The sequence below is a fragment of the Bradyrhizobium sp. NC92 genome (genome assembly GCF_025200865.1).
Taxonomy (GTDB): Bacteria; Pseudomonadota; Alphaproteobacteria; order Rhizobiales; family Xanthobacteraceae; genus Bradyrhizobium.
Genome location: NZ_CP104171.1, coordinates 3,913,131 through 3,931,051, shown reverse-complemented (window position 1 = coordinate 3,931,051; position 17,921 = coordinate 3,913,131). Strand labels below are relative to the sequence as shown.

20 protein-coding genes are annotated in these 17,921 nt (G+C 65.0%); 13 read left to right on the top strand and 7 right to left on the bottom strand.

Features of this window, described 5'->3' with window-relative positions:
• Position 1 precedes the first annotated feature (1 nt).
• The 4 genes from N2602_RS18315 to N2602_RS18300 are packed head-to-tail and all read left to right on the top strand — an operon-like array spanning position 2 to position 3,679.
• Complete coding sequence (locus N2602_RS18315) at positions 2 to 1,039, top strand: NAD(P)-dependent oxidoreductase (RefSeq protein ID WP_260383482.1); 1,038 nt, start codon at positions 2 to 4, stop codon at positions 1,037 to 1,039.
• Positions 1,026 to 1,847 (top strand): GNAT family N-acetyltransferase, encoded by an 822-nt coding sequence (locus tag N2602_RS18310; RefSeq protein ID WP_260383481.1) that lies wholly within the window; start codon positions 1,026 to 1,028, stop codon positions 1,845 to 1,847. The genes N2602_RS18315 and N2602_RS18310 overlap by 14 nt, the downstream gene beginning before the upstream one ends.
• 6 nt (positions 1,848 to 1,853) lie before the next feature.
• Positions 1,854 to 2,909 carry a dihydrodipicolinate synthase family protein gene (locus tag N2602_RS18305; RefSeq protein ID WP_260383480.1) on the top strand — a complete coding sequence of 352 codons (1,056 nt, stop codon included), beginning with the start codon at positions 1,854 to 1,856 and terminating at the stop codon, positions 2,907 to 2,909.
• Positions 2,897 to 3,679, top strand: a complete 783-nt coding sequence (locus N2602_RS18300; protein WP_260383479.1) for an ABC transporter ATP-binding protein — start codon at positions 2,897 to 2,899, stop codon at positions 3,677 to 3,679. The genes N2602_RS18305 and N2602_RS18300 overlap by 13 nt, the downstream gene beginning before the upstream one ends.
• A 131-nt stretch (positions 3,680 to 3,810) precedes the next feature.
• On the opposite strand, the gene N2602_RS18295 is transcribed toward N2602_RS18300, so the two are convergent.
• The 3 genes from N2602_RS18295 to N2602_RS18285 form a co-directional block, all read right to left on the bottom strand.
• A complete protein-coding gene (locus N2602_RS18295) occupies positions 3,811 to 4,902 on the bottom strand; it encodes a TRAP transporter substrate-binding protein (protein ID WP_260383478.1) in 1,092 nt (363 codons plus the stop codon).
• Positions 4,903 to 5,023: 121 nt separating this feature from the next.
• Positions 5,024 to 5,281 carry a hypothetical protein gene (locus N2602_RS18290; RefSeq protein ID WP_024338019.1) on the bottom strand — a complete coding sequence of 86 codons (258 nt, stop codon included), beginning with the start codon at positions 5,279 to 5,281 and terminating at the stop codon, positions 5,024 to 5,026.
• 66 nt (positions 5,282 to 5,347) lie between these two features.
• On the bottom strand, positions 5,348 to 6,298 hold the full coding sequence (locus tag N2602_RS18285; RefSeq protein ID WP_260383678.1) for a DUF2778 domain-containing protein: 951 nt from the start codon (positions 6,296 to 6,298) through the stop codon (positions 5,348 to 5,350).
• Between the two features lie 190 nt (positions 6,299 to 6,488).
• On the opposite strand from N2602_RS18285, the gene N2602_RS18280 reads away from it, so the two are divergent.
• On the top strand, positions 6,489 to 6,929 hold the full coding sequence (locus tag N2602_RS18280) for a DUF1810 domain-containing protein (protein WP_260383477.1): 441 nt from the start codon (positions 6,489 to 6,491) through the stop codon (positions 6,927 to 6,929).
• 85 nt (positions 6,930 to 7,014) lie between these two features.
• Entirely contained in the window at positions 7,015 to 9,096 is a 2,082-nt protein-coding gene (locus N2602_RS18275; protein ID WP_260383476.1) for a methyl-accepting chemotaxis protein, read from the top strand.
• A gap of 7 nt (positions 9,097 to 9,103) precedes the next feature.
• On the opposite strand, the gene N2602_RS18270 is transcribed toward N2602_RS18275, so the two are convergent.
• Both N2602_RS18270 and N2602_RS18265 read right to left on the bottom strand, forming a co-directional pair.
• A complete protein-coding gene (locus N2602_RS18270) occupies positions 9,104 to 9,694 on the bottom strand; it encodes an NADPH-dependent FMN reductase (RefSeq protein WP_260383475.1) in 591 nt (196 codons plus the stop codon).
• Positions 9,695 to 9,744: 50 nt separating this feature from the next.
• Positions 9,745 to 10,692, bottom strand: a complete 948-nt coding sequence (locus N2602_RS18265) for an AraC family transcriptional regulator (RefSeq protein ID WP_260383474.1) — start codon at positions 10,690 to 10,692, stop codon at positions 9,745 to 9,747.
• Positions 10,693 to 10,991: 299 nt separating this feature from the next.
• Between N2602_RS18265 and N2602_RS18260 the strand changes: the two genes are divergently transcribed.
• The 3 genes from N2602_RS18260 to N2602_RS18250 all read left to right on the top strand — a co-directional run bounded on the left by N2602_RS18260 (position 10,992) and on the right by N2602_RS18250 (position 13,619).
• Positions 10,992 to 12,101 carry a DUF2336 domain-containing protein gene (locus N2602_RS18260; protein WP_260383473.1) on the top strand — a complete coding sequence of 370 codons (1,110 nt, stop codon included), beginning with the start codon at positions 10,992 to 10,994 and terminating at the stop codon, positions 12,099 to 12,101.
• The gene (locus N2602_RS18255; protein WP_172788528.1) at positions 12,101 to 12,430 is read left to right on the top strand and encodes a PilZ domain-containing protein; all 330 of its coding nucleotides are present in this window, start codon (positions 12,101 to 12,103) and stop codon (positions 12,428 to 12,430) included. The genes N2602_RS18260 and N2602_RS18255 overlap by 1 nt, the downstream gene beginning before the upstream one ends.
• A 67-nt stretch (positions 12,431 to 12,497) precedes the next feature.
• Entirely contained in the window at positions 12,498 to 13,619 is a 1,122-nt protein-coding gene (locus N2602_RS18250; RefSeq protein WP_212258440.1) for an HD-GYP domain-containing protein, read from the top strand.
• A gap of 27 nt (positions 13,620 to 13,646) precedes the next feature.
• Here the strand turns inward: N2602_RS18250 and N2602_RS18245 are convergent, their stop codons facing one another.
• Positions 13,647 to 13,850: a hypothetical protein gene (locus N2602_RS18245; protein WP_175422601.1), complete on the bottom strand. Its 204-nt coding sequence runs from the start codon at positions 13,848 to 13,850 to the stop codon at positions 13,647 to 13,649.
• Positions 13,851 to 14,090: 240 nt separating this feature from the next.
• Here N2602_RS18245 and N2602_RS18240 point away from each other — a divergent pair, with 240 nt between their 5' ends.
• Positions 14,091 to 14,255 (top strand): hypothetical protein, encoded by a 165-nt coding sequence (locus N2602_RS18240; RefSeq protein ID WP_260383472.1) that lies wholly within the window; start codon positions 14,091 to 14,093, stop codon positions 14,253 to 14,255.
• A 109-nt stretch (positions 14,256 to 14,364) separates the two neighbouring features.
• Complete coding sequence (locus N2602_RS18235; RefSeq protein ID WP_260383471.1) at positions 14,365 to 15,327, top strand: alpha/beta hydrolase; 963 nt, start codon at positions 14,365 to 14,367, stop codon at positions 15,325 to 15,327.
• A 6-nt stretch (positions 15,328 to 15,333) separates the two neighbouring features.
• Here the strand turns inward: N2602_RS18235 and N2602_RS18230 are convergent, their stop codons facing one another.
• Positions 15,334 to 15,798, bottom strand: a complete 465-nt coding sequence (locus N2602_RS18230) for a cupin domain-containing protein (protein WP_260383470.1) — start codon at positions 15,796 to 15,798, stop codon at positions 15,334 to 15,336.
• A gap of 203 nt (positions 15,799 to 16,001) precedes the next feature.
• Between N2602_RS18230 and N2602_RS18225 the strand changes: the two genes are divergently transcribed.
• Both N2602_RS18225 and N2602_RS18220 read left to right on the top strand, forming a co-directional pair.
• Positions 16,002 to 16,250 (top strand): hypothetical protein, encoded by a 249-nt coding sequence (locus tag N2602_RS18225; protein WP_172788524.1) that lies wholly within the window; start codon positions 16,002 to 16,004, stop codon positions 16,248 to 16,250.
• 357 nt (positions 16,251 to 16,607) lie between these two features.
• Positions 16,608 to 17,699: a type II asparaginase gene (locus N2602_RS18220; RefSeq protein ID WP_311739272.1), complete on the top strand. Its 1,092-nt coding sequence runs from the start codon at positions 16,608 to 16,610 to the stop codon at positions 17,697 to 17,699.
• The last annotated feature ends 222 nt before the right edge of the window (positions 17,700 to 17,921 follow it).

Below are 17,921 nucleotides of genomic sequence, written 5' to 3'. Positions count from 1 at the left end.
CATGATCTTGACCCGCCAGACGCTGCCGAAAACCATCCCCGATGTCGCAGCCCTCGACGATCTCCTGTGCCGGCCGAGCCAGGCGCTGATCGACGACCTCGCCAAGGTCGAGGGCGACATCATGATCCTCGGCGTTGCCGGCAAGATGGGTCCGACGCTGGCGGGGCTCGCGAAAGCCGCCGTGCCGGATCGCCGCATCATCGGCGTCGCCCGCTTTAGCGACGCGAGCGTCAAGGATTGGCTGCAAGCGCGCGGGGTCGAAACCATCAATTGCGACCTGATGGACGAGAAGCCGATCGCGGCGCTGCCGAAGGCGCCGAACATCGTCTTCATGGCAGGCCGCAAGTTCGGCGCCGAGGGCGATCTGTCGCTGACCTGGGCGATGAACGCGCATGTGCCGGCGCTGGTCGCGCAGGCGTTCCCGTCCTCGCGCATCGTCGCGTTCTCGACCGGCTGCATCTATCCGTTCGTTCCCGTCGACGGCCAGGGCTCGACCGAGGACATGGCACCGAACCCGCCCGGCGAATACGCCCAGTCCTGCGTCGGCCGCGAGCGCATGTTCGAACATTTCTCCCGCAAGTTCGGCACGCCGGGCCGCCTGTTCCGCCTCAATTACGCGATCGACATGCGCTACGGCGTGCTGCACGATATCGCCACAAGAGTGCTGACCGGCACGCCGATCGATGTCAGCCTGGGCCACGTCAACTTCATCTGGCAGGGCGATGCGTCCTCACAGGCGCTGCGCTGTCTCGCTTATTGCACGACGCCGACCTCGCCGATCAATGTCAGCGGTCACGAGATCCTGGCGGTACGCGATCTCGCCGAGAAATTCGGCGCAAGGTTCGGCCGCGCGCCGGTGCTGACGGGCAAGGAGGAGCCGACGGCGTGGCTGACCGACACATCAAAGGCGGTCGAGCTGTTCGGCCTGCCCGTCGTCGACACCGAGCAGTTGATCGGCTGGACCGCGGATTGGGTCTCTCGTGCCATGCCGAGCCTCGGCAAGCCCACCAAATACGAGGTGCGCGATGGACGCTACTGACGCTCCACCCATCCTCAAGCTCGGCGTCCAGGATGCGATCGCCGCCCTGGCGCTCTCGACGGAAGCGCAGTGGAACCAGACCGAAGAGGACTGGCGCATCTTCCTGCGTGATGGTGTCGTGTTCGGCATCCGCGACGGCGCGCGATTGGTCGCCACCGCAGCACTGCTGCCCTATTCCGGCAACAACGCCTGGGTCAGCATGGTGCTGGTATCAGGCACGCACCGCCGCCGCGGCCTTGCAACGCGCCTGGTCGATGCCTGCCTGGAAACCGCGCGCAAGAACGGCCTGACGAGCTGGCTCGATGCCACGCCCGACGGCGCCGCCGTCTATGGACCGCTCGGGTTTACGCCGACGCTGCAATTGCGCCGCTTGAAGCTGGCGAGGCCCGGACGTGCCGAAGCGGCGCCATCGTCATCCGCAACACTCGATGCGCTTTGTGCGCGCGACCGGCGGGCCACCGGCTTCGACCGAACCGCCCTGCTCTCTGCCTTCGCCCAGCGTCCGGGCTCGCGCATCCTCGCCGCGAATGGCGCCATTGCGCTGGTCCGCGACGGCCGCACCGCCCGCCATATCGGCCCGCTATTGGCCGACGATGCCGCAGCAGCTCTGGCTCTGGTCGAGGCGATCATGCGCTCCGAGACCGGCCCGCTGCTGCTCGATGCCGTCGCCTCGCAAACCGCGTTGCTGGACGGCTTGACCGCCTCCGGCTGGACCATCGAGCGCCCGTTCCAGCGCATGCGGTTCGGCCCCACTACCATCGCTGCGGACGAAACGCCGTTCGCCGTCGCCGGCCCCGAATTCGGATAGGACATCATGCACCACAGCCAGATCAACAGCGAAATCCGCAAGCTGATCGCCCAAGGCACCGTGCTGCCGGCACATCCCCTCGCGCTGACCGCCGAGCGCCAGCTCGACAAGACGCACCAGCGCGCGCTGACGCGCTATTACATCGACGCCGGCTCCGGTGGCCTTGCGGTCGGCGTGCACACCACGCAATTCGCGATCCGCGATGTCGGCCTCTACCGTCCCGTGCTCGAGCTCGCCGCCGAGACCGCCGCGAACTGGACCACGCGGCCGCTGGCGATGGTCGCCGGCCTCGCGGGTCCGACAAAGCAGGCGGTCAGCGAGGCCCGCACCGCGCGCGATATCGGTTACCACGCCGGCCTGCTCAGCCTCGCCGCGATGAAGAGCGCCTCCGAGGACGAGATCATCGCGCATTGCACGGCCGTTGCCGCAGAAATCCCGCTGGTCGGCTTCTACCTCCAGCCGGCGGTGGGCGGCGTCATCCTGTCGAGCCGGTTCTGGCAACGCTTTGCTTCGATCGACAATGTCATTGCCATCAAGATCGCGCCGTTCAACCGCTACCGCACGCTCGATGTCCTGCGCGGCGTCGCGGCGGCGAGCGCGCTCGACCGCGTCGCGCTCTACACCGGCAATGACGATCACATCCTGCTCGACCTGGTGCTGCCGTTCGATCTTCGCGACAAAGGCGTGACCACCCGCACCTATTTCAGGGGCGGCCTGCTCGGCCACTGGTCGGTCTGGACGGCCGAAGCGATCAAGCAGTTCGAGCGCTGCAAGGCGGCGCGGCACAAGGACAGCGTACCCGCCGACCTGCTCGCGCTCGATGCCCGCGTCACAGATTGCAACAGCGCATTCTTCGATGTGGCCAACAATTTTCACGGCTGCATCGCCGGCTGCCACGAAGTCTTGCGGCGCCAGGGCCTGATGCGGGGCCTGTGGTGCCTCGATCCGAACGAGAGCCTCAGCCCAGGCCAGAAGGAGGAGATCGACCGCGTCACACGCGAGCACGCCGACCTCAGCGATGATCAGTTCGTCGCCGCCAACTTGAACAAATGGCTGGCATGAGCTCAGACCCGTTCATCAGCCTGCAAGGCGTCCGCAAGGTCTATCGGAGCGGCGGCGCCGAATTTCTGGCGGTCTCCGACGTCACGATGGACGTGGCTGAGGGTGAACTCGTCTCGTTGGTCGGCCCGTCCGGCTGCGGCAAGACCACGGTGATGAAGATCCTGGCCGGCCTGCATGGCGCCGACGGCGGCAGCGTCAGGATAGGCAATGCCAACAGCCCGTTCGATCCGACGCGTGACATCGGCATGGTGTTCCAACAGGCGCTGCTGCTGAAGTGGCGGACGATTCTGGACAACGTGCTGCTGCCGGCCGAGATCGTCGGCCTGCCGATGAAGGCCGCGCGCGAGCGGGCGCGCGATCTGCTCAACCTCGTCGGGCTCGCCGGCTCCGAGCAGAAATATCCGCAGCAGCTGTCCGGCGGCATGCAGCAGCGCACCGCGATCGCGCGTGCCTTCATTCACGATCCAAAACTGATCCTGATGGACGAGCCGTTCGGCGCCCTGGACGCGCTGACGCGCGAGCAGATGAATCTGGAGATGCTGCGGATCTGGCGCGAGAGCGGCAAGACCATCATCTTCGTCACGCATTCGATCCAGGAGGCGGTGTTCCTGTCGTCGCATTGCGCCGTGCTGACCGCCGGCCCGGCGAAGATGGCCGACTATTTCGCGATCGACCTGCCCTTCCCGCGCGACCTTCCGCTGAAGACCACGGACGCGTTCGGCGCCTATGCACGGCGGATCTACGCGAAGCTGGGCCTGGGCGCGGCGTAGGCCGCTCGCTCAGATCTCGTAGTCCCGTAGGGTGGGCAAAGCGAAGCGTGCCCACCGCCTCTCTCCGATTCCCGGAAAGATGGTGGGCACGGCGCAAGTGCGCCTTTGCCCACCCTACGAGAGCTGTACGCTCAGCTCTTGTTGCGCATCTTGCTCAGCAGATAATTGTCGTAAAAATTCTCCGCGATCTGCGTGTAGAACAACAGCTCCTTCATATACGCGTCGTGACTGTCCTTGGTGCGCTTGAACAGGTCGCTCTTGGCGGCGAGCTCGTTCAGATGGTCCTGCGTCGCGTTGTAGCAGGCCTCCAGCACGGGTTGCGGGAACGCCTTCAGCTCCGCGCCGCCTGCGAGCAGGCGCTTGAGCGCCGCCGGATTCACACTGTCGTATTTTTCGAGCATCCAGGCCCCGGCCGCCGCGCCCGCCTGGTTGACGATCGCCTGATAGTGCTTGGGCAGCGAGGCCCATTTCTCGTCGTTGACGACCATGTGCAGCATCGCGCCGCCTTCCCACCAGCCGGGAAAGTAATAGTACTTGGCGACCTTGTGGAAACCGAGCTTCTCGTCGTCATAGGGACCGACGAATTCGGCGGCATCGATCGTGCCCTTCTCGAGGGCCGAATACACATCGCCACCGGCGATCTGCTGCGGCACGACGCCGAGCCTTGCCAGCACGTGGCCGCCCAAGCCTGCGATGCGGAATTTGAGACCCTTGAGGTCGTCGACGGTCTTGATCTCCTTGCGGAACCAGCCGCCCATCTGGGTGCCGGAATTGCCGCAGAGGATGGCGTGCGCCTTGAACGGCTTGAGCGCCTCGTTGGTGAGATCGGCGCCGCCGCCGAAATGCCACCACGATTCCTGGTGGCGATGGTTCATGCCGAACGGCGCGCCGGTGGCATAGGCCAGCGCGGGCTCCTTGCCGATGTAGAAATAGAGCGGCGTCTGCGCCATCTCCACCGAGGCGGTGCTGACCGCATCCAGCGCCTGCAGGCCGGGGACGATCTCGCCGGCGGCAAAAGTCTGGATCTGGAATTTGTTGTCGGTGGCCTCGGCAACATATTTCGCAAAGGTCTGCGCCGTGCCGTAGATGGTGTCGAGCGACTTCGGGAAGCTCGAGGTCAGGCGCCATTTGATCTCGGGCGCGCTCTGCGCGATCGCAGGCGCAGCAACCAGCGTCGTCGCGCCGGCAACCGCGCCGCCTTGCAGGAATGTACGGCGTTTCATGATGAGGACTCTCCCTTGAAGTAAGTTTCAAACATGCGGCTGCACGGCGACGGCCTTCGCGGACCGTTTGCCCGTTCCCAAAGCGGAGTTCAAGATGCGACAGAACGGCCTGTAGCTCGCTTCACAGCAGCTTGGCGCTGACGAACAGCGCGCGCACGGCGTTGGTTGCCTGCACCGCCAGCATGGCGTTACCGGCAGCGCCTTCCAGGGCCGCGACGGCATCCTCGTGCAGCGAGCGAAATTCCATCCACTCGACCGACTTGAAGTTGGTGAGGAATTGATAGGCCTGCCCGACGGTCGCGATCGCCAACGTGTCGCCGTTCAGCTTGATCTTGAACGTCGTGCGCAGCGGGGTTTCGGAACTGGATGGATCACTCATGGGCTGCTTCTGGACGAGGACGGCTTAACGAAGGGGAAACGGCAGCCCCGCCGTCGCAGGCGAATTTCAGGAATCGGTGCTCGCGCGCTGCGAGGCGGTCGCCGCTCCGCGCAGGTTTGGCACCACGACCAGGCGGTTGAACTCGCCATTGTCGTAGGCCTTGATGAACCGATCATAGTCCTTGATCGAGACGCAGCCGTTGGAATCGCCGCGCGGCCCGAGCAAGTAGTTGTGGGTGAGCAGCCCGACGCGGCCGAGCGCGCTGGTACCTTCGACCGGGGTCATGCGCAGCGCACGGACGCCGTGGAATGGCTTTTCGCGCGGCTTGAGGTCGTAGGTCGCCGGCGGCGTCGCGCCGACCATCCGCCGGTCGACATGTTCAGGGTCGTCCATCAGCGCACCCAGGCCGGAATGGGCTTCCAGCGCCACGCCGCTCGGCAGGTAAACCGCCTTGGCCGAGATATCGTAGACCGCCGTGCGCGAATCGTAGCCGAGAGCGGCGAGATCCGGCGCCTTGCTGAACAGGCCGTCGCCGGGCGTCAGCGAGGCCAGCCTGATCTTGTCGGTGAATTTTTCGAAGAAATTGCGGTTGTCGACCCTGAGGTTCGTGTCCGCATAGGCTTGGCTGGAGGCGATCTGGGCGGAGAAGTCCGCCTGGACCGGGCGCGCGCGCGGCATCGGGATGGCGTCGGCGCGCTGCGAGGACCTCGCCTCCTCGGCCGCGGACCGGTCGTCCTCGGTCAGCATCGAGCGCCAGTCGTCGCCCTGGAGCTTCTGGGCGAGCATCGCCTTGGCGTCCCGCAGCTTGAGCTGGACCGCATTCACCGCCGAGCGCTCCAACACCCGCAGGCCGAGCTCGCGCGGCGACGGGCCGGCGGAGGCCGAAGCGAAACGGTCCTCGAATGAGGGGGCACTGGCCGGCGGCAACGCGGCGGAGACCAGCGGGGTCGAATCGCTAATGTCGGCGACCCACGCGGCGGCGCCGAGCGCCAGCGCGATCCCTGCCAGAGACAGCAGAATCCTTTCAGCCCGCCCGACACGGCGGCGCGACAACAGCCTTTCGGCGTGTGCTGCGTCGGAAACCATCAGATCCCCAAATCGACCCCGGGGGCTTACCCACCCACCCGGAGACTCTATACCAGCTACCACATTGGGAGCCAAAAGTTAGGCATAATCGGGGCCGGTAAGACACCTTCGGGGGTATCCGATGACCGATACTTTCGACCTAGAACGGTTCGTCCACGCCCAAAACCCGGTTTTTCGCGACGTCCAGGGCGAGCTAGCCCGGGGCCGGAAGCAGACTCACTGGATGTGGTTCATCTTCCCCCAGATCGCAGGTCTCGGCGTTAGCGCCATGTCGCAGCGCTACGCCATCGGCTCGCGCACTGAAGCCGAGGCCTATCTCACCCACCCCATCCTGGGCGGGCGGCTGATCGAATGCACCAGGCTGGTGCTCGCGGTCGAGGGCCGGACCATCAACGCGATCCTCGGCGCGCCGGATGACGCCAAATTCCGCTCGTCGATGACGCTGTTCGGCGCGGTATCCGACGAGCCCGTCTTCGATCAGGCGCTCGCCCGATATTTCGCAAGCGAGCCTGACGGCGCCACGCTGGAGATCCTTGCCAGGCTCGATCGGACATCCGGCTGAGCCGGCCAGGTAGCGTAAACCGCAGATTAACATGGCCGCCCTATCGTCCGGGCAAAATAATTCTCCGTTATTTGCCGGACTGACCATGAAAATCGGTACGCTCCTGACCAGCGCCATCGTCTCGCTCTCGACCGTCGGGGGCGGCCTCGCCGTCTACGTTGCCGTGACGAAATACCAGACGATGGAGCGGATCACCGAGGCGCAGGGGCGGCTCGCGATCGTCCGTGCCGTCAGCGACATCCCGCGCTATCTCAATCCGGAGCGCGGCTATTCCACCAACATCCTGTACGGGCCTGCGGCCATCGACCCCGCGCTGCTGGCCGAGCAGGACAAGCTGCGCAAGCAGACCGACAGCGCCCGCGACAAGATGAACGCGCTGCGCAAGGAGCTGCCCGGCCCGTTCGACGACGGCACCACGATCGGCAGCAACATCGACGGCATCAACGCGAAGTTCATCGCGTTGCGCGAGGCCATCGACAAGGCGCTGGCAGGTCCCGCCGAGGCGCGCAAGGACGCGGCCAAGAAGATCGTCGCAGACAATGCCGTGCTCAACGGCGGCGTGACCGCGCTGCTCAACGAGCAGGTCCGCCGCATGGCGATCCTGAACGGTGACGCCTACCGGCAGGCCAGCTACGCCAATATCGCGATGACGCTGCGCGACGTCGGCGGCTTCAACTCGAGCCTGCACAAGAATCTCGTTGGCGGGAAGAAGCCGGCTACCGATGCCGAGAAGGCCGACATCAGCCGCTCGCAGGGCCGCAACGACCAGCTCGTGATGGCGCTGCTGGAATTGCGCGGCAATCCGGCAACGCCCGCCAACGTCGCCGCGGCGCTGGAGAAGTTCAATTCGGTCTATGTCGAGGAGTTCGGCCGCGAGCTCAAGCTGGCGAAGGACGGCGCCGTCACCGGCAAGTACGAGCACGACGTGGATACCTACTACGCCGCCACGCAGCGCGGCCTGTCCACCGTCATCGAGGTCCGCGACGCCTTCTACGACAACGCGGAGCAGATCCTCGCCGGGGCCTCCTCCGCCGCGCGCACCAGCTTCACGATCGCCCTCGTCGGCCTTGTCGCCGTGCTGATGGCCAGCGCCGGCCTCATCGTGACGGTTCGCCGCCGCGTCTGCGCGCCGATCGTCGGCCTGACGACGCGGATGTCGCGGCTCGCCGACGGTGAGGTTGCGGAAGAGATTCCCGGCGCCGAGCGCTCCGACGAGATTGGCGCGATGGCCGCGGCCGTTCAGATCTTCAAGGACAACATGATCCGGGCCGACCGGCTCGCGGCCGAGAAGCAGGCCGAGAACGACGGCAAGATGCGCCGCGCCCAGGCGCTCGACGATCTCACCCGCGCCTTCGAGGCCAAGGTCACCGAGCTGGTCGGCGGCCTCTCGCGAGCCTCGGCGGCGATGGAAAGCACCGCGCAGTCGATGACCTCGACGGCGGCGCAGACCAACAGCCAGGCCGCCGTGGTCGCCGCCGCCTCCGAGCAGACCTCGACCAACGTGCAGACCGTCGCGAGCGCCACCGAAGAGCTGACCTCCTCGATCGCGGAGATCGGGCGTCAGGTCGCGCAAAGCACCGAGATCGCGGCCCGTGCCGTCGACAATGCCCGCCGCACCGGCGACACCGCGCGCACGCTCGCCGAGGGCGCCCAGAAGATCGGCGACGTCGTGACGCTGATCCAGAGCATCGCCGAGCAGACCAACCTGCTTGCGCTGAACGCGACCATCGAGGCTGCCCGTGCCGGCGAAGCCGGCCGCGGCTTTGCCGTGGTTGCCTCCGAAGTCAAGTCGCTGGCCGGCCAAACCGCCAAGGCCACGACCGAGATCTCCGAGCAGATCACCGCGATCCAGTCCGCGAGCGACGAGACGGTGGCGGCAATCCGCAACGTCGCCGACGTCATCGCCGAGATCGACCAGATCGGCACCGCGATCGCGGCGGCGATCGAGGAGCAGGGCTCGGCGACCAAGGAGATCGCCCGCAGCGTTCAGGAGGCCGCCCGCGGCACGCAGGAGGTCAACAGCAACATTTCCGGCGTGCAGCGCGCCGCCGACGATACCGGCACCGCCGCGAGAGAGGTGCTGGGCGCAGCCGAGCAGCTCTCGACCCAGTCGCGCGATCTCGCCGGCCAGTTCGAGCGCTTTCTCGGCGAGGTCCGGTCGGCGTAGCGCGACGTCAATACGGCGGTGCCTTGCGCGCCCGTTGTGCTTTCGCCGCCTCGATCCACCAGGCCAGATCGTCGGCGAAGCGCGGGAACGCGCGCTCCAGGGCCTTGCCGCCGTCGCCGATCGGTTCGCCGGCTTCCGACAGCGTCTGCGCGATCGGGCCGACGCCGATGGTGCTCGACACCACCACCATGCCCATCTCCGAGAGCGTGCCGTGCCAGGCCGTCGCCGCGCGGGCGCCGGACAGCCGGCCGGCCGAATAGCTCACGATCGCGGCCGGGCGCCAAAACCATTCCTCCAGGAAGTGGTCGGTGAGGTTCTTCAGGCCGGGCTGGATGCCCCAATTGTACTCGCCGGTGACGAAGACGAATCCGTTGGCGTCGCGGATCTGCCCGGCCAGCTTCTCCAGCGCCTCCGGCGCCGAGCCCTTGGGATGTTCCTTGTACATGCGGTCCAGCATCGGCAGCCCGATCGCCTTGGCGTCGATGAACTCGACGTCCTCGCCGCGGCCGCGCAGCCGGTTGATGACGAAATTCGCAAGGCGGATGCCCATGCGGTCGGAACGGTAGGAACCGTAGAGAACGAGAATGCGATTGCTCATGGCCGAACGGTAGCACGAAGCCGGCGCCCAGCCCTACCCGATTTGTCGCGCTACCTTCTGCGACCGCGGTCCAGCGTTTGCGACGGCGTCTCGCCGAACTGGTCGCGGTAGCTTCTGGAGAAATCGCTGAGATGCCAGAAGCCATACGCCAGCGCCACCGCCTTGACGCTGTCGGCCCCGGCTATAAGGCGCCGGCGAACCAGCCACAGCCGGTGCAGACGCAAGTAGCGGTGCAGGCTCATGCCGCGATAGCGGCGAACGACGTCGTGCATGGTGCGAACGGACAGCCCGAGCTTGCGCGCGATCTCATCGCTATAAATCGGCTCCGACAGGTCCTCAGACAGCAGCGCGCGGATGTCCTGGAACATCTTGAATTTCCGTCCGTCGTTGGGACCCAGGGTCCAGCGGGCCGCAACGATCGCTGCAAAGGCCTCGTCGACGGCTCCGAGCAGGGACTCCTTCATCGCCGCGCCCTTCAACAAGAGCTCCTGCGCCTCGACCGGGCCGGACGCCTCGGCCAGCACTTCGCGAACCACGCCGCGCAACCGCTGCAAGCCGACCGTGGAGATTTCAAAGATCTTGAAGCTCGAGAGCGTGAGCGGCCAACCACGATCCCTCACCTCGGGCCGGAAAATCACCGAGGCGATTTGCCGCTGCACCTCCTCGATGGTGGTGTAGGCCGCTCCGCCATTGCCAATGACCACGACCGGTCGCGCACGTTGCGAGCCGTTGAAGCGAATCGGCACGTTGAGATCGTCCATCGTGAAGCCGATCGCAGTGCAATTCTCCACGAGTTGTGCGTCAACCACCCGCGGAAACGCGCGCGTCAAATTCACGTCGCAGCCGGGCAAGGCAAGGATTGTCTGCTCAGCCGAAATCTTCCGCACAAAAGGGGTGAATTCGAAGTTCAGCCCGCGTATGGCGTTTCGAAATTCGTCGACGTCTGAAAAGCGAAATGTTTTGAGTGCCGACCTCGGCACATCGTCGATGCTGTTCATGGAACAAGAAAAAAATGCCGCGCCGCTCTGGATGTGCGTCCGGCCGCGGGGTGCCGGTTCGCTTCCTCCTTAGATTATTTCGTCAGAATCGATCCTAACTATGTCCTGATTAAATGGAGAGAGGTCGGTTGAAAGAACAATCCGGGACAACCCTGCCTCGCCGAATTTCGATAACGTTTCCTACAAGGCAGCCGGTGCGCCAATACCCCAGCCTTCGACGATTAAAATTCAAATTAACGCCTTTGAGGCGGAATGACCGTCGTTTGATCGTTCAATTTATTTAATTTCAGGCTCCTGCCATGATGGCAAATTCGCCTGCTGATAGTCTGGTCGATCTGGAGAACGCGGTTGCAACATGTCCGCTGGACCGGTGTGCTCGCATCCTCTCAGGCATATTGCAACTGCTCACAAGCAGCCGCGACCGATCTCAGGAATTACTCGCCGACATGGCCGACGGCGTCCTGCTGCGGCTGGTCGAGCGGGTTGAGGCCAGCACGCTGATTGATGTCAGCGCGGCGCTCGCAGAGCTCAAAGTGGCTCCGCCGAAGACCGTGCGACGTCTCGCCTCGCACCACGATCCGGAAGTCGCCTGCCCTGTCTTGCTCCGCTCGCAATCACTGTCCACGGCCGATCTCAAGTCGGTCGCAGCCGCGAGCGGCGAACGACAACAATGTGCGATCGCCGGCCGCGCGCCGATCGATCCACTGGTGATCGAGACGCTGATCAAGTCTGGCGCCCCCAGTGTTTGTCTCGCACTGATCGGCAACAGGGAGGCAAGATTCTCCGATGCCGCCTACGTTGCGTTGATTGAGAAGTGCCTGTCGGATGACGGACTGACCAAAGCTCTGGCGCTCAGGCCGGACACGCCCGATAGGGTCATGCGGGAGTTGCTGTCGGCCTTGCCAGCGCCGAAATCTGGCACAGGGCCGAAGGCCATCGGCTCGCATCAGACCGCAACGGCCGCGCCGAACGTCGCCAGGCTGCCCTGCGCCGCCGCTTATGCACGCGCGCGGCCGGAAATCGTCGCGCTCAACCGCACCGGCAAGCTCAACGATTCCACGGTAAACCGCTTCGCCATTCGCGGCGAGACTGCCAACCTCGTTACGGCGCTGTCGGTGCTGTCGGGGACTCCCATCGAGATCGTCGAGCATGTCATCACCGACGAGGATTGCGAGGGTCTCGTCATGGCCTGCCGCGCCTCGCGGCTGAACTGGCAGACCACGCTCGCCATCCTGAGCAACCGCTGCGGCACGCGGCTTTCCTTCGCCGAGCGCGGACGCGCACAGCACATTTTCGAGACGTTGCTGCTGTCGACCAGCCAGTGGACGGTGCGTTGGGGCGAAATTGCCGCAAACGCCAAGGAGAGCGGTCGGGGTCATCGGGACGCAAAGAGCATGGGGGTTAGCTGATGAAGTTCGACGGTCGAAAAGCCGCCCGCGTGAAGCTGGACCACAGGCAGCCGGTCAATCTCATGGGGTCCGACGGCACCTGGCGGCGCAGCTGCGTCCTGCTCGACGTATCGCAGACGGGCGCGAAGGTCGAGGTCGAGGGCACGCTCGACGTGCTCAAGGCCAAGGAATTCTTCATGGTGCTGTCGTCGACAGGCCTCGCCTACCGGCGCTGCGAGCTGGTCTGGATCGACGGCACCACCGCCGGCGTCCATTTCATTACCGTTGACGGCAAGAAGAAATCTGCCGGCGCACCAGCGCCCGGGCAGAACGCGGTCCAGGTCAAATAGAGGCAAATAGAATTCGAAGATCCACCCGCAGTTTTCACATCCAGATAGTCGCAATCCAGGTCAGACCGTGCAAGACGCGCGAACCAGATCCGGCTCCGTCAATGGTGACGCCGGCATCCGAACGACGGCAACGGCTCGTCCCCTCCTGCACGTGCTGGCCGACACGTCCGACAAGCTCTCGGGCATCTGCTCGATCCTCCAGGAGAGGTTCGCCATTGCAGGCGAGCGGCTCGATGCCGATTCCAGGCTGTCGCAGACACCGGTCGCCATCGTCATTCGCGCGGAGCTGCGCGACGTCGACAATATCGCCGCCATCAAGCAGCGGGCTGCCAAGTTGGCGAAGGTCGGGAAGCGCATCTTCCTGCTCGAGCACACCTCCCACGTCTGCATTTCCCAGGCCTATGCGCTCGGGGCGACGCTGGTCCTTCCCAGCACGGTCGGCCGGACCAAGCTGCTGGCGGCACTGGCCGATCCGGCCGACGGGCCGTCCGCTTCGTCAGGCGATACGCTGCAATCCGACAACGCCGTCGAGACCGCAGCGACCGCGATCGCATCGATGTTCGCGGCTGTCACCTTGGGCCAGCCGCTCGATGTCGATGGTGCCAAGGAGGCCGGTCGCCAGATCGCCGAGCGCATCACCCGGCAGGGCCTGACCGAGTGGCTCATGACGGTGCGGCGCCACCACGAAGGAACCTATCAGCACTGCCTGCTGGTGACCGGTCTCGCCATCGACTTCGGACTGAGCCTTGGCGTCGGCAGGGCCGACCTGGAACGTCTCTACTCGGCGGCCATGTTCCATGACATCGGCAAGGCGCAGATTCCGCTCGCGGTGCTCGACAAGCCTGGTCGCCTCGATGCCACGGAACGCGCGCTGATCGAAACGCATCCGGCCGCCGGCTACGACTTTCTCAAGGACCATGACGGAATCTCGCGGGAGATCCTCGATGCCGTTCGCCACCATCACGAGTATCTGGACGGGAGCGGCTATCCCGATGCGCTCTGCGGCGAGAGCATTGGCGATATCGTCAGGATTCTAACGATCTCGGACATCTTCGCAGCGCTGATCGAGCACCGGCACTACAAGCCGACCATGCCGCGCGCGGAGGCCTACGACGTTCTGTGCGGGATGAATGGCAAGCTGGAAAAGGCGCTGGTCCGCTCGTTCAAGCAGGTCGCGCTCACACGATGAGCGCTGTACCCCGTCTCGAACGCCGCCTTAATGCGTCGCACGATAGCTGGCGCGGCGCGGGATGGAGCGGCAGGCCAGCCCGTCGGCCAGCAGCTTCATGTCCTCGTGCCGGCCGCTGCGAATCAGTCGGCCGAACTCTTCGGGTGTGAAAGGAAGACTTGGATCATCATCGATCTTGTGCCGCAATCGCGGACCGAAGAACCGCCGAACCAGGCTAGCCAGCCGCCGCATGTCAATTCCCTCGCGCCAGCAACAAACCTCTCAGTCCGCATATTGTTCCTCCCGCAACTTCGAGATTGCAAGAGGCCACTCGCGACGCCGCACCAAAAAAATTTCCGCCAGAGAATAATCTCCTCTTGCTCGCGCTAATCGGCAAAACCCACGTGACGCACGAACTCGTGGTTGTGCTCGCGGTCCGAGCGAACTACGTTCGCGGCAAAGCTGTCGTCGGGATAGCCCATCGCGACGCTCATGATGACCTCGTCCTTCCGGAATCTTGGCGACCTCGCGCACAATGTCGGAGCGCATGGCGATGTCGACCTGCCGGGTGCGATCACCGCGCGCGGCACCGGCGTGTTTTTGAAGCCACGCACGCTGCGGCGCGACTGGACCAGCGTCTCGAATTCCACCTCGTGAACCTCCCTGCCCGCTCGTCCGGCGTTGCGACAGACCACCGGTTGCCGATGCGGCGCGCAAAACCTATGCTAATGACCAAGCAAGACCAAGAACCCTGTGAGGAAAGCCCATGGCCGCACCGCTCGATCCCGTCATCGCCCAGATCATTCCGCTCATGCCGATGCGCGATCCCACGGTCATGACGCCACAGAGCGCCCGCGATTCCTTGCGCGCACTCGCTGCCTCGCGTGCCGCCATTCCGCCGCCGCCCGTCGATAGCGTCGAGGATATCAAGGTGAAAGGCGGCGCCGGTCCGCTTCCTGCGCGGGTCTACCGGGTCGGCGCCACGCCGGCACCGACGGTGGTGTTCTTCCATGGCGGCGGCTGGGTTGCGGGCGATCTCGAAACCCACGACCGGCAGGCGCGCAACCTTGCGATCGAGACCGGCGCGGTCGTCGTCTCCGTCGACTATCGACGTCCGCCCGAGACGCGCTTTCCCGGCGCCTTCGAGGATGCCTTCGCCGCGGTGAGCGACGTGTTTGGCCGCATCGCGGAATTTGGCGGTGACGCAAAGCGCTTCGGCGTTGCCGGCGACAGCGCCGGCGGCAATCTCGCAGCGACGACCGCGATCGCCTGCCGCGATGCCGGGATCAAGCTCGCCGCGCAGCTCCTGGTCTATCCTGTCACCGACGTCGTCGGCGCTTATGCCGATGCGGGCGAGAACGCACGCTATCCCTCGCGCGCGGAGAACGCCGACGGCTACTTCCTCACGCGCGCGACGATGGAATGGTTCTGCGGCCACTATCTCGCCGATCCCGCGCACGCCGGCGACTGGCGCGTCTCGCCGCTGCGGGCCGCATCGCTGGCCGGCGTCGCGCCGGCGGTCGTGACCACCGCCTGGTTCGATCCCCTGCGCGACGAAGGCGCGGCCTATGCGCGGGCGCTGGAAGCGGCCGGCATCCGCGTCAAGCATCATGAGGGCCCCGGCCTGATCCACGGCTATTTCGGCATGGGCGACGCCTCCGACGCCGCGCGCGCCGAAGCCCAGCGCGCGCGGGCCGACTTCAAGGCGCTGCTCGTGCGCGGCGTGTGAAGGCGATCAGGCGCTCCGCGCCCGCTGCGCCGCGGTGTGCCCCCAGACCTCGTCCCAATCCTGGCCGGCGGCATCGACCACGCGGCCGTCGGCCTCGAAGAACTTGTTCGGCACCTGGAAGATCGCGAGGATCAGCGCGCCGTCCGGGCACCAGGCGGCGTGCCGGCTGCCCGCCTCGCGCCAGATGAATTCGCCGGCCTTGCAGGCAATGCCCTTGGCCGGGCCCTCCTTGTCGACGAGCGCACCTTCGATGACCCAGCTCTGCTCGATGCCGACATGCTCGTGATCGGGCAGCACCGATCCCGGCGCAAAGCGCATCAAGGCGGTCATCAGCCCCGTGCCGCGATCAAACAGCAGCGTCTTGGCCTCGCAGCCCGGAAAGCGCGTCTTCTGCCAATCCATGTCCTGGGGGCGAACCAGGTGGGAATGCCGCTCAGCGGCGCCCTGGTCGTGCGGGATCGCGGCGTCCATCACGATGCTTCCTCTCCATCTCGAGGGACCGACGCTAGCAGGATCGCCCGATGAGGTCAGCGAGCAGTGCAACAGAGGCGACATCTTCCGCGCTCGAAGCGCAAAAATCAGCGGGGCGAGCGGGCGGTCGGTGCTCATCCTGCTTGATTGCGCCACGATTTGCGGCTCCAATCTCCCGGCCATTTCTGGCTTAGGAGACCCCCATGATGAAGCGGATTTTCCTCGCTGCGATCGTTGCCAGCTTTGCAGCGGGCTCGGCCCTTGCGCAAGAAACCTGCGAAAGCAAGGCTGTCGGCAAGGACGGCAAGCCGCTGGCCGGCGCCGCCAAGACCTCGTTCCTGAAGAAGTGCAAGGAAGATGCCTGCGCCCCCAAGGCCGTCGGCTCCGACGGCAAGCCGCTCGCCGGCGCCGCCAAGAACAGCTTCATGAAGAAGTGCGAGACCAGCGCGTAAGCGCGCAGTCCGTTCCCGGCTTTTTCAGCGAGCCATCACAAACGAAATGCCGTCATGGCCGGGCAGAAGCGCGTCTTCGCGCGAGAGCATGATCCGAAAAAGTGCGAAGCGGTTTTCCGAAAAGATCATGCTCAAACAATAAGCTAAAGCGCGATGACGATTCATCCCGATCGCATCGCGCTTTAGACCTCCCGGCCATTTGCTTCTTGTGCCTTCCCCGCCGCCAGTTTTTTGGCACGCGCCGTGCGCGTAAAGCAAACTCCTCGCGACCCTAGACAGAACGCAGCGGCTGACGGATGATGCAACGCTGAGCGAACCGGGGCGCATCGACGAGGCTTCCAGCAAAGGATGGGCGAGATGTTGCAGTTCCGCGTGCGTGATCACATCATGGCGACAATGAGCGTGCTCTTTGCGCTGCTCATGATTGTTGACGTTGCCAACGCCAGAGGCCCTGGCCTGCCCAACGTCATGGTTCTCGCAACCGGCGGCACGATCGCCGGCAGCGGGGCGAGCAGCACCACCGTCGTCGGGTATACCGCAGCCACGGTGGGCATCGAGACCCTCTTGAACGCCGTCCCCGAGTTGAAAACGGTGGCCAACGTCAAGGGCGAGCAGGTCTTCCAGATCGCCAGCGAGAACATGAACAATGATTATTGGCTGAAGCTCGCCAAGCGCGTCAATACGCTCCTCGCGCAGGACGACGTGGACGGGATCGTGATCACGCACGGGACCGATACGATCGAGGAAACCAGCTATTTCCTGAATCTGGTCGTCAAGAGCAAGAAGCCTGTGGTCGTCGTCGGCGCGATGCGGCCGTCGACCGCGATCAGCGCGGACGGCCCGATCAACCTCTTCAATGCGGTGATCCTCGCAGGCAGTGAAGAAGCCGTCGGCAAGGGCGTGCTCGTCGCCCTCAACGATCAGATCAACGCCGCGCGCGACGTCACCAAGAACAACACGTCCACGGCAGACACCTTTCGCACGCCTGAACTCGGCTTTCTCGGCTACATGCAGGGCAACAAGCCGTATTTCTATCGGCAATCGACCCGCCGGCACACGGCGGATTCCGAATTTGACGTGTCCAACCTCGATGTCCTGCCGCAGGTCGACATCGTCTACGGCTACGCCAACATGAACCGGGTCGCGATCGACGCTTTTGTCGCCGCCGGCGCCAAGGGGGTCGTGCATGCCGGCGTCGGTGACGGCAGCCTGGCCCGCCCGGCGGTCGAGCCGGCGCTCGACGAAGCCCGCAAGAAGGGCGTGGTGATCGTTCGCAGCAGCCGTGTCGGCAACGGCATCGTCGCGCGCAATGGCGAGGCCAAGGACGATGAGCACGACTTCGTCGTCTCGGATACGCTCAATCCCCAGAAAGCGCGCATCTTGCTGATGCTGGCGTTGACCAAGACGACCGACACCAAGGACATTCAGCGGATGTTCTACGCCTATTAGAACCTCGGCTAGTCCCGCTTGAAGCAGCGGTCATCACAGACCGCACGGCGTCGATGGCGAAGTGCTGCGCGAGATCTTGCGGTAGGCGATCGCGCGAAATTCGGGCTACGCGGTCGGATCTCGTAGGGTGGGCAAAGCGAAGCGTGCCCACGATCTGCCGCAGCTCAGAACGAGATGGTGGGCACGGCGCGAATTGCGCCTTTGCCCACCCTACCAGAGCTC

Bases quoted from the DNA above. Each gene is read 5' to 3' on its own strand.
- N2602_RS18230 (WP_260383470.1), bottom strand. From the start codon at position 15,798: ATGGACGCCGCGATCCCGCACGACCAGGGCGCCGCTGAGCGGCATTCC.
- N2602_RS18260 (WP_260383473.1), top strand. From the start codon at position 10,992: ATGATGGCAAATTCGCCTGCTGATAGTCTGGTCGATCTGGAGAACGCG.
- N2602_RS18240 (WP_260383472.1), top strand. From the start codon at position 14,091: ATGATGACCTCGTCCTTCCGGAATCTTGGCGACCTCGCGCACAATGTC.
- N2602_RS18295 (WP_260383478.1), bottom strand. From the start codon at position 4,902: ATGAAACGCCGTACATTCCTGCAAGGCGGCGCGGTTGCCGGCGCGACG.
- N2602_RS18225 (WP_172788524.1), top strand. From the start codon at position 16,002: ATGATGAAGCGGATTTTCCTCGCTGCGATCGTTGCCAGCTTTGCAGCG.
- N2602_RS18290 (WP_024338019.1), bottom strand. From the start codon at position 5,281: ATGAGTGATCCATCCAGTTCCGAAACCCCGCTGCGCACGACGTTCAAG.
- N2602_RS18245 (WP_175422601.1), bottom strand. From the start codon at position 13,850: ATGCGGCGGCTGGCTAGCCTGGTTCGGCGGTTCTTCGGTCCGCGATTG.
- N2602_RS18310 (WP_260383481.1), top strand. From the start codon at position 1,026: ATGGACGCTACTGACGCTCCACCCATCCTCAAGCTCGGCGTCCAGGAT.
- N2602_RS18315 (WP_260383482.1), top strand. From the start codon at position 2: ATGATCTTGACCCGCCAGACGCTGCCGAAAACCATCCCCGATGTCGCA.
- N2602_RS18305 (WP_260383480.1), top strand. From the start codon at position 1,854: ATGCACCACAGCCAGATCAACAGCGAAATCCGCAAGCTGATCGCCCAA.
- N2602_RS18265 (WP_260383474.1), bottom strand. From the start codon at position 10,692: ATGAACAGCATCGACGATGTGCCGAGGTCGGCACTCAAAACATTTCGC.
- N2602_RS18220 (WP_311739272.1), top strand. From the start codon at position 16,608: ATGTTGCAGTTCCGCGTGCGTGATCACATCATGGCGACAATGAGCGTG.
- N2602_RS18270 (WP_260383475.1), bottom strand. From the start codon at position 9,694: ATGAGCAATCGCATTCTCGTTCTCTACGGTTCCTACCGTTCCGACCGC.
- N2602_RS18235 (WP_260383471.1), top strand. From the start codon at position 14,365: ATGGCCGCACCGCTCGATCCCGTCATCGCCCAGATCATTCCGCTCATG.
- N2602_RS18275 (WP_260383476.1), top strand. From the start codon at position 7,015: ATGAAAATCGGTACGCTCCTGACCAGCGCCATCGTCTCGCTCTCGACC.
- N2602_RS18300 (WP_260383479.1), top strand. From the start codon at position 2,897: ATGGCTGGCATGAGCTCAGACCCGTTCATCAGCCTGCAAGGCGTCCGC.
- N2602_RS18280 (WP_260383477.1), top strand. From the start codon at position 6,489: ATGACCGATACTTTCGACCTAGAACGGTTCGTCCACGCCCAAAACCCG.
- N2602_RS18255 (WP_172788528.1), top strand. From the start codon at position 12,101: ATGAAGTTCGACGGTCGAAAAGCCGCCCGCGTGAAGCTGGACCACAGG.